The following is a 13817-nucleotide window of genomic DNA, read 5'->3' on the forward strand; positions in this document are numbered from 1 at the left end:
TTCCCTGCTTCCGCTGCGCAGGGACAGGCGACTAAGCCAGCGGCATCCGCCCGACGATCTTCAGGCCATAGCCCGCCGAGGCCGGCAGCACGGTCTGCGAGCTGCTGAGCAGCATCATGTCGCGCACGCCCAGGTCCAGCAGGATCTGGGCGCCGATGCCGTAGTCGCGCAGCACGTTTTCGGTGTGGTCGACCGGGGCCTGGCCGTAGCGCTCGCTGAGCCAATGCGGGTTGCTGTCGCGGATGAACACCGCCACGCCGGCGCCGTCGTAGGCGGCCAGGGCCTTCAGCGCGCGGGGCACGTACTCGCGCCGCGTCTCGACCGCGCCCAGCATGTCGGCGGCCATGTCCACGCGGTGCATGCGGACCAGAGTGGCCGTGTCGGGATCGATCTTGCCCTTGGTGAGCACCACGTGCTCGGTCTGGTCGATCGAGTTGCGGTAGATCACCATCCGGAACCTGCCGCCGTAGGCGCTCTCGAACGGCGTCTCCAGCACCCGCTCCACCTGCCGCTCGGTGCGACGGCGGTAGGCGATCAGGTCGGCGATCGTGCCGATCTTCAGGCCGTGCAGCTGGGCGAAGGCGACGAGATCGGGCAGGCGCGCCATCGACCCGTCGTCCTTCATGATCTCGCAGATCACGCCGGCGGGGTTCAGGCCGGCCATGCGGCTGATGTCGACGGCGGCCTCGGTGTGGCCGGCGCGGACCAGCACGCCGCCATCGCGCGCCACCAGCGGGAACACGTGGCCCGGCGAGACGATGTCGTCCACGCCCTTGGTGGGATCCACCGCCACCGCGATCGTGTGGGCCCGGTCGTGGGCCGAAATGCCCGTCGTCACGCCCTCGCGGGCCTCGATCGAGACGGTGAAGGCCGTGCCGTGACCCGAGCCGTTTTCGTGCGCCATGGGCGGCAGTCGCAGCTGGCGGGCGCGCTCGCCGGTGATCGACAGGCAGATCAGGCCGCGCGCGTGCTTGGCCATGAAGTTGATCTGCTCGGGCGTGGCGAACTGGGCCGGGATGATGACATCACCCTCGTTTTCCCGGTCCTCGGCGTCGACGAGGATGTAGGGTCGCCCGTTGCGGGCGTCCTCGATGATGTCCTCGATGGGGCTGATCGCGCCCTTCACAGGGTCTTCGTCGGAGCCCGAGGGCGGCACGAGGTAGGGGCGTTTCATCGCGATAGGGCTTTCATCTGGGCGAACTCGACCACCTGTTCGGCGACGGTGGCGAGCTGCCAGGCATCCTTCTGGTCTCGGCAGTCGCCGGCCTCGTCGAACAGGCTGGTTCCCGCATTCAGGGCCGCTCCGAACGGCGTCGGCCAGCCCCTCAGGGCATGTATGATCGCACGCAGCGCCATCAAGGTCGTCCCCGCGGCCTGCCAGCCGTCGGCGGTGATGATCGTGCCCACCGCCCTGTGGCTGAGGTAGGGGTCGGCGTCGGTGCGGGTGAGTTCCAGCGTGTCGAGGGCGTTCTTGATCACCCCCGAGATCGAGCCGTGATAGCCGGGGCTGGCCACGATCACGCCGTCGGCGCGGCGGATGGCGTCAGCCAGTTCCTGCTGGGACGCGTTGGTTTCGCCGGGGCGCGGGTCGAAGATCGGCAGGCCCGACAGGAAGGCGCCGCCCAGGAGGTGCGTCTCGGCCCCCTTCGCTTCGGCCGCCTTCAGCGCGCAGATCAGCGCTTTCTCGGTGGTTGAGCCCGCGCGCACGGTTCCGCCGAGGCCGACGATGAGGGGTTTCGTTGTCATCCTTCAGCGCATAGCGCGCCAGACGCGCCCCCTCCACCACTTCGTGGTCCCCCTCCCCCGCGAGCGGGTGAGGAACTCGGCCATTCGAGGCGTCCAGTTCCTCCCCCATGCCCATGGGGGAGGGGGACCGCGTAGCGGTGGAGGGGGCGTCTCACGCCGTCTCGGTTTCGGCGGCGAACACTTTCTTCAGCTCGGTCTTGAGGATCTTGCCGTTGGCGTTGCGGGGCAGCGTCTCGGGCCAGAAGGCCACCTTTACCGGCACCTTGAACGCCGCCAGCCGTTCGCGGACGAAGGCGCGCAGCTCGGCCTCGGTGGCCGTGCCGCCCGGCTTGAGGTGGACCACCGCGCCCGGTTCCTCGCCCAGCGTCTTGTGCGGGATGCCGACGATGGCGGCGTCCATCACGTCGGGGTGGTCGTAGAGGACGTTCTCGACCTCGACGCAGTAGATGTTCTCGCCGCCGCGGATCAGCATGTCCTTTGCCCGGTCGATGATGAAGAGGAAGCCCTCCTCGTCGATCCGCGCCAGGTCGCCGGTGCGCAGCCAGCCGTCCTGGAAGGTCTCGGCGGTGGCCTCGGGCTTGTTCCAGTACAGCTTCACCACCTGCGGGCCCTTGACCCACAGCTCGCCGACGCTTCCGACCGGCAGGATGGTCTTGCCGTCGGCCGGGTCGCGCACGTGCATCTCGCCCACGGGGGCGGCGGGGCCGGCGCTGTCGGGGCGGTTCTCGTAGTCGCGGCCCAGGTGGCTGGTGAAGGTGGCCGTGGTCTCGGTCATGCCCCAGCCGTTGCCGGGCTGCGAGCCGGGGAAGATCTCGGCGATCTTGCGCACCAGTTCGGGCGCCGACGGGGCGCCGCCGTAGGTCACCGCCACCAGCGACGAGAGGTCGTACTTCGCGCGCGCCGGATGCTCGATCAGTTGCCAGGCGATGGTCGGGACCCCGCCGGTCGCGGTGACCTTCTCACGCTCGATCAGCTTCATGGCCGGCTCGGCGTCCCAGCGGCGCATCAGCACGATCTTGCCGCCCGAGTTCATCGTCGGGCCCAGGGTCGCCGACAGGCCGGTGGCGTGGAACATGGGCACGACCAGCAGGGTGCAGCGCTGGGGAACCTTCAGCGGATCCATCTCGGGCAGCGGCTCGCCCGCGCGCAGGAAGTTCCGCGCCGCCGAGATACCGCCGGCGCCGATGTTGGAGGTCATGTTGCGGTGAGTGCCGAGCGCGCCCTTCGGCCGCCCGGTCGTGCCGGACGTGTAGAGGATGGTGGCGTCGTCCTCGGGGCCCAGCGGAACGTCGGGCATCGCCTGTTCCGGCAGGCTGCCCCAGCTGTTCACGACGCCGATCGCGTCCTCCAGCCGCTCGCACTTGATCGGCAGACCGGGAGCGGCGTGGCGGGTGACGTAGACCTTTTCGAGGTCGGGCAGCTTCTCCAGAAATTCCTCGACCCGGTCCAGGCGCTCGTCGTCGACGAAGGCGACCTTGGTCCCGGAGTCGGCCAGGCCGTATTCCAGCTCGGCGCCCGTCCACCAGGCGTTCAGCGGCGTCACGATGGCGCCCACCAGCTGGCCGGCCCAGAAGCAGACGGCCCATTCCGGCAGGTTGCGCATGATCACGGCGACCCGGTCGCCCTTCTTCACGCCGTCGGCGATGAGGCGGTGGGCCAGGGTGATGGTGGCGCGGCCGAACGCGTCGTAGGTGGCGCGGTCGTCGTCGTAGACCAGGAACTCGCGGTCCTTGAACCGCTGGCCGTTCAGGAACACGTCGCGAAGGGTGGGCGGGGCGTTCTTCCAGGTCTTCGTCGGGATGCCGCGGATGACCTGTTCCTCGATCTCGAAGGGCGAGCCGGGGCCGGTCAGGCGCGCATGCGCCTCGGCGATCGACATCACGGGCCAGGACTTGGGGGAATCGGTCATCGAAGCGCCTCTAGGGGTCGGACCCTGCGTTAGCCTACAAGGCGCTCCGCACGTCGGTCCGGGAAAAATCGTCCCCTACGAACAGCAGCGGACAGCTGTATCTCTGGGCCACTTCGTAGGCGAAACAATCGCCGTAGTTCAGGGCGGCCGGATGCACGCCCTTGCCCCAGGTTGCATAGGCCTTCGCCATAGCCACGGCCGTCGCCTGGGTGACCGGAACAACCTGCCACTGCAGGTCCCGCACAAGACGGTCCATCTCGGCCTGCAGATTGCGGCGCGCGGCCACGATCAGGGCTTCGGCGAGGGTTCCCGCCGAGATCAGCAACTCGGTGTCGCTCATCAACCGTGTGACGCAGGCGTCGGCTGCGGGTTCACGAGCGGCGATCGCCATCAAGGCGGAGGTGTCTATGGCGATCAATCGGGAAGGCCGTCGTCGTCGTAGAGGAAGTCCTGGCTACGCGCCGCGTCGGGTCCGGGCATGATGTTCGCGGGGCCGGTCCGCATGACGTCCTCCAACGCGCGGCGGCGCCGTTCCATGTCTATGGCGCCGACCACCGGCTGGAGCCGCACCACCTCGTGGCCATGACGGGTCAGCACGACCTCCTCGCCCGCCTCGGCCCGGCGGACAAGGTCGGTCAGCTGGGCCTTTGCTTCACTGAGGGAGACGCGCATGAGACGCCCTTTTGGACCATCAAGTGGACCAATATAGGACGATGGGTGGCGTCAGGCAACGTCATGCCTTCTCGGTCGCCCTTCGCGCCGCGTAGTGGTCGCGGATTTCGCCCAGTTCCTTGGCGAAGCGCTTGCGGGCTTCCTCCTGGAGCTTGGGGATGTGGTAGTTCGGGAAGAGGTCGTTGTCGGGCGTGTAGTCCTTCAGCACCTGCTTCGCGAGGGTCACCTTGTGGACCTCGGTGGGGCCGTCGGCGATGCCCATGACCAGAGCCGAATTGACCATCCGCATGAACGGCATCTCGTTCGAGACGCCCAGCGCGCCGTGCAGGTGGGCCGCCTTCTGGGCCACGTCGCCGTAGACCTTGGGCATGGCCACCTTGATGGCGGCGATGTCCTTGCGGACCTTCTGGTAGTCCTTGTGCTTGTCGATCAGCCAGGCGGTGCGCAGCACCAGCAGGCGGAAGCTCTCCACCGCGATCCAGCTGTCGGCGATCTGTTCCTGCACCATCTGCAGGTCGGCGAGGCGCCCGTCGCGGGTGGTGCGCGACACCGCGCGCTGGCACATCAGATCCAGGGCATGACGGCAGGCGCCGACGGTGCGCATGGCGTGGTGCACGCGGCCGCCGCCCAGCCGCACCTGGGCGATCACGAAGGCCGCGCCGCGGTCGCCCAACAGCGCGTCATAGGGCAGGCGCACGTTGTTGTAGCGGACGTAGGCCTCGTTCCCGCCGCCGATCTCGCCGCCCGCGCCCACGGCGACGTTGCGGATGATTTCGACCCCGGGGGTGTCGGTGGGCACCAGGAAGATCGAGGTGCGCCGGTACGGGTCCTTCGCGTCGGGATCGGTGATGGCGTAGAGCACCAGCACCTTGGAATACTTGGCGTTGGTCGAGAACCACTTCTCGCCGTTGATCACCCACTCATTGCCGTCCAGCACCGCGCGAGTGGTGAAGGTGAGCGGGTCAGAGCCGCCGGTGGGTTCGCTCATGGAGAAGGCCGAGCGGATCTCGCCGTTCAGCAGCGGCCAGAGGTATTTCTCCTTCTGCGCGTCGGTGCCGTAGTGGGCGATGATCTCGGCGTTGCCGCTGTCCGGCGCCTGGCAGCCGAACACCGAGGGGGCCAGGCTGTTGCGGCCCAGCTTCTCGTTCATCAGCGCCAGCTTGAGCTGGCCATAGCCCTGGCCGCCCAATTCAGGCCCCAGGTGGCAGGCCCACAGGCCCTCAGCCTTCACCTTGTCCTGCAGCGGCTTGATGAATTTCTTCCGGCCCTCGGTGGAGAACACGGCCATGCCGAGGTGCGACAGCGGCTCGACCTCGTCGCGCATGAAGTCCTCGATCCAGTCCAGCTTCTTCTGGAACTCAGGATCGGTCTCGAAATCCCACGCCATGCGCTTTCTCCCCGGCGGCAGCTTTTCGTATTTTTGGTATGCTATGCCCGGGTCGCGGCAAATTCAAACATTGTTCGGATGGCTGATTCAGAACGCGCCGCTGCGGCCCTGGCCAGAGGCGAAGCGTGTGGCGCCCTCCACGGCCGAGCCGGTGCGCAGGGTCTCCATGCCGACCTTGACCTCGTAGGCGGTGGCTTCGTCCCAATCGAGCGACCACTGCTCCAGGGCCGAGAGCCGGTCGTTGCGCAGGCAGAGCTGCGGGAAGGCCGAGAGCTGGCGGGCAAGCTCCAGAGCGGCGTTCAGCGCCTCGCCCTTCGGCACGACACGGTTGGCCAGGCCGATGGCCAGGGCCTCCTCGGCGTCCACGGGGCGGCCGGTGAGGATCAGGTCCATGGCCCGCGAGTGGCCGATGAGGCGCGGCAGCCGGACGGTGCCCAGGTCGATCAGCGGCACGCCGAAGCGGCGGCAGAACACGCCAAAGATCGCGTCCTCGGCCGCCACGCGCAGGTCGGCCCAGCAAGCGACTTCCAGCCCACCCGCCACCGCATGGCCTTCGACCGCAGCGATCACCGGCTTGCCCAGGCGCAGGCGGGTGACGCCCATGGGCCCGAAGTCGCCGTCCGGCTTCACCGGGTTGCCCCGGCCTTCGCTGATGCCTTTCAGATCGGCGCCGGCGCAGAAATAGCCGCCCCGGCCGGTCAGCACCGCCACGTCCAGGCCCTCGTCGGCATCGAACCGCTTGAACACGTCGTAGAGCTCGCGCGCGGTGGCGCCGTCGTAGGCGTTGCGCCGCTCGGGGCGCTCGACGGTGACGATGGCGATGCGGCCGTCGGTCTCGTAGCTGACGTTCGACATGGGGGCGCCTCCTGCTGCTTGCGCATCGTCGCGCTTGCGACAGCGGGGAACGCAAGGGCAAATGCGGGAAGTTTGGGAGGAACGGTATGGGCAAAGCCAAAGAGCACGGCTTCTCGAAGGAGCGCCTGGCGCGGATCGACAGGTTCCTGGACGAGAAGTACGTGGCCGCCGGCCGCCTGCCGTGCGCCCAGTTCCTGCTCGCCCGCAACGGCGAGGTGGTGCACCAGACGATCCTGGGCCAGCAGGACCCCGAGCGGGGCGTGAAGCTGGCCGAGGACACGGTCTACCGCATCTATTCCATGACCAAGCCGGTCACCTCGGTGGCGCTGATGCAGCTGGTCGAGGAAGGGGTCGTGGCCCTGGACGATCCCGTGGCGCGCCACATCCCCGAGTGGAAGGACCTGGGCGTCTTCTCCGCCGGGACCGGCCCCTACCTGACCACGCCGCCCAGCCGGCCGATGCAGGTGGTCGATCTGCTGCGCCACACGTCGGGCCTGACCTACGGCTTCCAGAACCGCACCAACATCGACGCCGCCTATCGCAAGCTCAAGCTGGAGGCGATGCACGGCGAGCACGACCTGGAAGCGATGATCCAGATGCTGGCCAGGCTGCCGCTGGAGTTCTCGCCCGGCGAGGCTTGGAACTATTCGGTGGCCACCGACGTCTGCGGCTATCTGGTGCAGAAGCTCTGCGGCAAGCCGCTGGACCAGGCGTTGCAGGAGCGGATCTTCGACCCCCTGAAGATGGTCGACACCGGCTTCCACGTTCGCGACGACCAGCGGGCCCGCTTCGCCGCCTGCTATGACGCCGCCCCCGGCGGCAAGCTGAAACTGCAGGACGACGCCCAGAAGAGCCCCTACCTCGCCCCGCCCAAGCTGCTGTCCGGCGGCGGCGGGCTGGTAGGCACGGCGGCCGACTACATGCGCTTCGCCACGATGCTGGTGAACGGCGGCGAACTGGACGGCGCGCGCATCCTGGCGCCCAAGACCATCGAGCTGATGGCCTCCAACCACCTGCCCGGGGGCAAGGATCTGACCGAGCTGTCGCGCTCGCTGTTCTCGGAGAGCACCAACGCCGGCGTCGGCTTCGGCCTGGGCTTCGCCACCGTGTTCGACCCGCCGCAGACCCTGATCCCCTGCAGCTACGGCGAGTTCTACTGGGGCGGGGCGGCCTCGACGGCCTTCTGGGTCGATCCCGTGGAGCAGGTGACGGCGGTCTTCATGACCCAGCTGCTGCCCTCGTCCACCTATCCGATCCGGCGCGAGCTCAGGACGCTGGCTTACTCGGCGCTGATGGAGACGTACGGGTAGCGGCCTCGGCCGCCACCTCGGACTCTTCCACGCCCGACGGCGGCGCCATCCCGGTGTCCGCGGCCTCGCCATGGGGCATCGTCGGCAGCATCCGCGACTTCCGCCAGCCGCCCCAGCGGTAGTAGGCGGCCGACAGCGCCAGCGACACCAGGCTGCCGACCGGGAAGGCGATCCAGACCGCGTCGGCGCCCAGCGTCGGCTCCAGCAGGTTGGCCAGCGGCACCCGGAAGCCCCACAGCGCGATGATCATGGCGATCAGCGGCGGCCAGACCGCGCCGGTGGCGCGCACGATCCCCGAGAAGATGAACGCCATGCCGAAGGGGATGAAGCCCCACAGCACGATGGAATTGATGTGCACCGCGATCGGCAGCGCCGCGCTGCCCGCCGGCAGGAACGCCTGCAGGATGAACGGATCCAGCAGATAGATGATCACGATCGGCGTGGCCGAGAAGACGGCGGCGTACAGCACGCCGGTCTTCGCGATCTTGCTCACCCGGTCCATGTTGCCCGCGCCGACGTTCTGGGCCGCCATGGACGACACCGCCGCGCCCAGCGCCATCGCCGGCATCTGCACATACGTCCACACCTGTACGGCCGCGCCATAGGCCGCCGCGGTGGTCGAGCCATAGCCGTTGACCAAGCTCATCATCGTCACCGCCGCCAGGCTGATGACGATCATCTGGAAGGCCATGGGCAGGCCCTTAAAGACGAGGTTCCGCACCACCTGCCAGTCCGGCCGGAAGGCGCGCCACTCGGCGGGCGTCAGCATCAGGATGCTCTTGCGGCGATAGAGGTGGATCACCATCACCGTCAGGGTCGTGCTCTGGGCGATCAGGGTGGCGGTCGCCGAACCCACGATGTCGAGTTTGGGGAACGGCCCGACGCCGATGATCAGCAGCGGGTTGAGCGTCACCTCCAGCAGCACCGCCACCAGCGAGAAGTAGAAGGGCGTGCGCGAGTCCCCCGCCCCGCGCTGGGCCATCATCAGGAAGGCGAAGCCGTAGACGATCGGGATCGCGGTGAAGATCACGCGCAGGTAGGCGATGGCGTCGCGCTTGGCGTCGGGCGGCGTGGCCATGCCGGTGAGGATGGCCGGCGTCAGGTGGTAGCCGGCGACGCCGATCAGCGTGGACAGGAGCAGGAAGAAGACGGTGGCCGTGCCCACCACCCGGCGGGCCATGTCGCGGTCGCCGGCCCCCACGGCCTGGCCGATCATGATGTTGGCGGCCATGCTCATGCCGAACATCGCGCCCAGCATCAGGAAGAATATCTGGTTGGAGTTGGAGATGGCGGTCAGCGCCGCCTCGCCCAGCACGTGGCTGACCCACACCGCGTTGGCCGTGCCGTTCAGGGACTGCAGGATGTTGGAGCCCATCACGGGCAGGGCGAAGAGGATCAGCGTCTTGCCGATCGGCCCCGTGGTCAGGTCGGGCATCTTGCGGCCGCCGGGGCCCATGCCCGGCCCGCGCGCCGCTCCCGCCTGACTGCTCAAGTGATTGCTCCCCCTATGTACCGACGCTTCTAAAGGCCGCCCGCCCTTCGGTTCAAGCGTGGCGCACGGCCACAGCCCGGCTTGAGGCGTCAGGGTTTCGCTGCTTAAGGAAGCGGCATGACCGTCCAGATCCTCCAGTTCGGAACCACCGGCCAACTCGGCGTGGAGCTGTTGCGCCAGGCGCCCGGCCACGACGTATCGGTGACCGCGCTGAGCCGCGCCGAGGCCGACCTGTCCGATCCCGCCGGCTGTGCGGCGAAGGTGCGGGAGGTCCGGCCTGACGTGGTGGTGATCGCTGCGGCCCACACCGCCGTCGACCTGGCCGAGAGCGAGACCGACCTGGCCCGCGCCATCAACGCGACCACGCCCGGGGCCATCGCGGCGGCTGCCGCCGAGGTGGGCGCGGCGGTGATCAACGTCTCGACCGACTATGTCTTCGACGGCGACGGCGGCGCGCCCTACGCCGAGACGGCGGCGACCAACCCGCTGAACGCCTATGGCCGCACCAAACTGGAGGGCGAGAGCGCCGTCGCCGCCGCGAACCCGCGCAGCCTCAGCATCCGCACCTCCTGGGTCGTCTCGCCCCACGGCAAGAACTTCGTGAAGACCATGCTGCGGGTGGCCGCCGCCGGGAACCCGCTGAAGGTGGTCGACGACCAGTCGGGCCGCCCGACCTCGGCCGCGGACCTCGCGGGCTTCATCTTGGCAGTCGCTCCGAAGCTGTCGGCCGCGAAAGCCGGCGACCCGCTGTTCGGCGTCGTCCACTTCGCCAACTCGGGCGAGGTGACCTGGCGCGACTTCGCCATCGAGATCTTCGCCCAGGCGCTGGGCGACAAGGCGCCCGAGGTGGGCGGCCAGAAGACCGCCGACTACGTGACCCCCGCGCGGCGCCCGCTGCGCGCGACTATGGATCTGTCGCGGCTGGAGCAGGTCTACGGCGTGACGCCTCGGCACTGGAAAGAGGCGCTGCGGGATATCGTGGCTGAGCTAAAGGTCGCGACCTGATTGTCATCCCGGTTTCGCCGCCAGGCGAAGACCGGGACCCACGGCCGAACGCGGAGCTACCCGCTCACCCCAGCACAGAGCCTGATCGTGGGTCCCGGTCTTTGGCTGTGCCAAAACCGGGATGAAAGCCGTTGGTAGGGCTACGCCTGCGCCAACCGGCTCTTCACCCGCCCGTAGAGCAGGTAGACCAGCGCGCCGAGGACGTTCGCGCCCAGGAAGAACAGCATCGTCTGGGTCTGCAGGCTGGCGAACAGATAGATGCAGCCGGCGATGGTCAGCGGCGCGACCACCCAGACCAGCGGCGTCACGAAGGGGCGCGGCAGCTCGGGCGAACGGCGGCGCAGCACCATCACCGCGAAGGCCACGGCGATGAACGCCACAAGTGTGCCGGCGTTGGCCAGCGAGGCGATCTCGTCCAGCGGCACCAGGCCGGCGAAGACGGCGGCCACGACGCCGGTGAAGATGGTCACCATGGTCGGCACGCCGCGGCCGTCGACCTTGGCCAGGCCTTGCGGCAGCAGGCCGTCGCGGGCCATGGCGAAGAACACCCGGCTCTGGCCGAACATGAAGACCATGATGACGGTGGGCATCGCCACGACCGCGGCGCCCGCGATGATGGCCGCCGGGCCCGGCTGGCCCAGCTGCTTCAGGGCGTAGGCCAGCGGCTCGGGGCTCTTGGAGAAGGGCTCGTAGGGCACCACGCCCAGCGCCGCGGCGGCGATGACCATGTAGATCAGGGTGCACAGCGCCATCGAGCCCACGATGCCGATGGTCAGGTCGCGCTTGGGGTTCTTGGCCTCCTCGGCCGCGGTCGAGATGGCGTCGAAGCCGTAGAAGGCGAAGAAGATGATCGCCGCCGCGCCCATCACTCCGTACTTCTTGCCGTCGATCTCGTGGGCGCCGAACCCGAACGGCGCGAACGGCTGGAAGTTGGCCGCATCGAAGTGCGGGATCGTGAAGGCCACGAAGGCGGCCAGCGCCACCAGCTTCACGCACACCAGGATGAAGTTGACCGTGGCGCTCTCGCGGGTGCCCAGCAGCAGCACGCCGGTGACCACCAGCGCGATGAAGATCGCCGGCACGTCGATCGCCCCGCCGTTCAGCAGCAGCTCGGGCACGCCGGCGCCGCGCAGCAGGCCCGAGGCGTAGCCGGACCAGCCCACGGCCACCGCGCTGCAGACCAGGGTGTATTCCAGGATCAGCCCGACGCCGACGATCCACGCCAGGGTCTCGCCCAGGGTGACGTACGAGTAGGTGTAGGCGCTGCCGGCCTGGGGGGTCAGGCTGGCCATCTCGGCGTAGCAGAGGGCCGCGCCGGCGCAGATGACGCCCGCCACGGCGAACGACAGGATCACCGCTGGGCCCGCCAACCCCGCCGCCACGCCGGTCAGGGTGTAGATGCCGGTGCCGATGATCGCGCCGACGCCCAGCGCCAGCAGATGCGGCCAGCCCAGGGTGGCCTTCAGGCCGCCGCCATGGGCGGGCGCGGCCAGCTCCAGCGGCTTGCGACGCGTGATGAAACTCATGTGATCCCCTCTCCGGCCCCTTTGGCTGGGTGTCGCCGGTTCCTTGAGGCGTCATTTGCGCTGAGCTTGGCCGGACTGCCAAGCCTTGCCCTGAAACGCTTGTCCCGCGGGCGAACACACGCCAGCTTGGCCGCCTTTCGGGGAGAAATCGCATGCGCCGCCACCTGTTCGCCGCCGCCGTCTTCGTGCTGGCCGCCGGGCCGGCGCTGGCCGACGATGCCGCGATCTCGAAACTGGCCTCGGATTACGACGCCTGGCTGCTGGCCGAGGACCCGATCACGGCCGGACGGCAAGGCGACCGCGCCGCGCTCTCGAAACTGCCCGAGGTGACCCCCGCGGCCGACGCGCGGCGGCTGGCGGCGCTGAAGGCGTTCCAGGCCCGGCTGGTCGCGATCCCGGCGCAGGGCCTGTCGGACAACGCCGCGCTCAACCGCGGCTACATGGCCTGGGAGCTGGAGAGCCGCGTCGGGCAGATCCAGTTCGACACCGCCCGCATGCCGGTCTCGTCGGACGGCGGCTTCGAGGATCTTCTGAACTACGTCGCCTCGACCACGCCGATGCGCGGGGTGGCCGACGCCGAGGCGTGGATCGCCCGGCTGGAGGCGCTGCCCGGCTACTATCGCGACAACGTCGCCAACGCCCGGCGCGGCATCAAGACCGGCTTCACCCAGCCCAAGCCCACCATCAACATCATCCTGGCCCGGGCCAAGGCCGCGGCGGCCGCGCCGATCGACGGCGACCCGCTGCTGCGGCCGTTCCGCACCCGGCCCGACGGCGTCGCCGCCGACCGCTGGGCGGCGCTGGCCGCGCGCGCCGAGACCGTGGTCCGCGAGAAGATCCGCCCCGTCCAGCGAGAGTTCGCGACCTTCATCGAGACCGAGTATGCGCCGGCCGCCCGCAAGGGCCTGGGCGTGCGCGTCACGCCCGGCGGCGAGGCGTTCTATCGCTTCGCGGTGAAGGACTTCACGACCACCGACAAGACCCCCGACGAGGTCTTCGCCCTGGGCGAATCCGAGGTGGCCCGCATCCGCGCCCAGATGCTCGTGATCATGAAGGAGACGGGGTTCACCGGCGACCTGCCCGCCTTCATCGCCATGCTGCGCAAGGACCCGAAGTTCTACGCCAGGAGCCGCCAGGAGTTGCTGGAGAAGGCCTCCGAGATCGCCAAGCGGATCGACGACAAGCTGCCCGGCTACTACGGAACCCTGCCCCGCCTCACCTACGGCGTGCGGCCCGTGCCCCCCGAGATCGAGGCGGCCTATACCACCGGCCGCTACTTCCAGGGCTCGCCAGATCAGGGGGTAGCCGGTGGGTATATGGTCAACACCTATGCGCTGGACCAGCGGCCGCTCTACGAGCTGCCGGCCCTGACCGCCCACGAAGCCGTCCCCGGACACCACCTGCAGATCGCCCTGGCCCAGGAGCTGAAGGACGTGCCGATGTTCCGGCGCGAGGGCGGGGTCACGGCCTTCGTGGAGGGCTGGGGCCTCTATTCCGAGAAGATGGCCGGCGACATGGGCATCTACCGCGACGCCTACGAGCGCTTCGGCCAGCTCAGCTACGAGATGTGGCGCGCATGCCGCCTCGTGGCCGACACGGGCATCCACTGGAAGGGCTGGGACCGAAAACAGGCCGAGGCGTGTTTCCTGGAGAACACCGCGCTGGCCCCGCTCAACATCACCGTCGAGGTCGACCGCTACATCTCCTGGCCCGGCCAGGCGCTGGCCTACAAGATCGGCGAGCTCAAGTTCCTGGAGCTGAAGGCCCGCGCCCGCGCCAAGCTGGGCGAGCGCTTCGACATCCGGAGATTCCACGACGCCGTCCTGCTGGCCGGCCCCCTGCCGATGTCTATGCTGGACGCCCGCATCGACGCCTGGATCGCGGCCGAGGCGTCGAAGTAGCGGACCTTCCAACT

11 protein-coding genes and 1 pseudogene are annotated in these 13817 nt (G+C 68.9%); 3 read left to right on the forward strand and 9 right to left on the reverse strand.

Going from position 1 to position 13817, the window contains the following annotated elements:
* Positions 1–31: 31 nt before the first annotated feature.
* The 7 genes and pseudogenes from ribB to ACQ66R_RS11705 all read right to left on the reverse strand — a co-directional run bounded on the left by ribB (position 32) and on the right by ACQ66R_RS11705 (position 6569).
* Positions 32–1174: a 3,4-dihydroxy-2-butanone-4-phosphate synthase gene (gene ribB / locus ACQ66R_RS11675; protein ID WP_430422129.1), complete on the reverse strand. Its 1143-nt coding sequence runs from the start codon at positions 1172–1174 to the stop codon at positions 32–34.
* Positions 1171–1746, reverse strand: coding sequence for an NADPH-dependent FMN reductase (locus tag ACQ66R_RS11680; RefSeq protein WP_430422131.1), 576 nt, complete (start codon positions 1744–1746; stop codon positions 1171–1173). The genes ribB and ACQ66R_RS11680 overlap by 4 nt, the downstream gene beginning before the upstream one ends.
* A gap of 151 nt (positions 1747–1897) precedes the next feature.
* A complete protein-coding gene (locus ACQ66R_RS11685) occupies positions 1898–3655 on the reverse strand; it encodes a class I adenylate-forming enzyme family protein (protein WP_430422133.1) in 1758 nt (585 codons plus the stop codon).
* Positions 3656–3689: 34 nt separating this feature from the next.
* Positions 3690–4073, reverse strand: coding sequence for a type II toxin-antitoxin system VapC family toxin (locus ACQ66R_RS11690; protein ID WP_430422135.1), 384 nt, complete (start codon positions 4071–4073; stop codon positions 3690–3692).
* A 188-nt stretch (positions 4074–4261) separates the two neighbouring features.
* Positions 4262–4327 (reverse strand): annotated as a pseudogene (locus tag ACQ66R_RS11695) (type II toxin-antitoxin system prevent-host-death family antitoxin); the annotation flags it as partial.
* A gap of 61 nt (positions 4328–4388) precedes the next feature.
* Entirely contained in the window at positions 4389–5714 is a 1326-nt protein-coding gene (locus ACQ66R_RS11700) for an acyl-CoA dehydrogenase family protein (RefSeq protein WP_430422137.1), read from the reverse strand.
* An 87-nt stretch (positions 5715–5801) separates the two neighbouring features.
* Positions 5802–6569, reverse strand: coding sequence for a crotonase/enoyl-CoA hydratase family protein (locus ACQ66R_RS11705; RefSeq protein ID WP_430422139.1), 768 nt, complete (start codon positions 6567–6569; stop codon positions 5802–5804).
* Between the two features lie 86 nt (positions 6570–6655).
* On the opposite strand from ACQ66R_RS11705, the gene ACQ66R_RS11710 reads away from it, so the two are divergent.
* Complete coding sequence (locus tag ACQ66R_RS11710) at positions 6656–7879, forward strand: serine hydrolase domain-containing protein (protein ID WP_430422141.1); 1224 nt, start codon at positions 6656–6658, stop codon at positions 7877–7879.
* Here ACQ66R_RS11710 and ACQ66R_RS11715 read toward each other — a convergent pair.
* On the reverse strand, positions 7836–9371 hold the full coding sequence (locus tag ACQ66R_RS11715; RefSeq protein WP_430422143.1) for an MATE family efflux transporter: 1536 nt from the start codon (positions 9369–9371) through the stop codon (positions 7836–7838). The two genes, ACQ66R_RS11710 and ACQ66R_RS11715, sit on opposite strands and share 44 nt — an antisense overlap.
* 117 nt (positions 9372–9488) lie before the next feature.
* On the opposite strand from ACQ66R_RS11715, the gene rfbD reads away from it, so the two are divergent.
* On the forward strand, positions 9489–10376 hold the full coding sequence (gene rfbD / locus ACQ66R_RS11720) for a dTDP-4-dehydrorhamnose reductase (RefSeq protein ID WP_430422145.1): 888 nt from the start codon (positions 9489–9491) through the stop codon (positions 10374–10376).
* A 140-nt stretch (positions 10377–10516) separates the two neighbouring features.
* Here rfbD and ACQ66R_RS11725 read toward each other — a convergent pair whose 3' ends face one another.
* Positions 10517–11902, reverse strand: a complete 1386-nt coding sequence (locus tag ACQ66R_RS11725) for an amino acid permease (RefSeq protein WP_430422147.1) — start codon at positions 11900–11902, stop codon at positions 10517–10519.
* A gap of 152 nt (positions 11903–12054) precedes the next feature.
* On the opposite strand from ACQ66R_RS11725, the gene ACQ66R_RS11730 reads away from it, so the two are divergent.
* Entirely contained in the window at positions 12055–13803 is a 1749-nt protein-coding gene (locus ACQ66R_RS11730) for a DUF885 domain-containing protein (protein ID WP_430422149.1), read from the forward strand.
* Positions 13804–13817 lie beyond the last annotated feature (14 nt).

This window comes from Phenylobacterium sp. (genome assembly GCF_965284355.1).
In the GTDB taxonomy this organism is placed as follows: Bacteria; Pseudomonadota; Alphaproteobacteria; order Caulobacterales; family Caulobacteraceae; genus Phenylobacterium.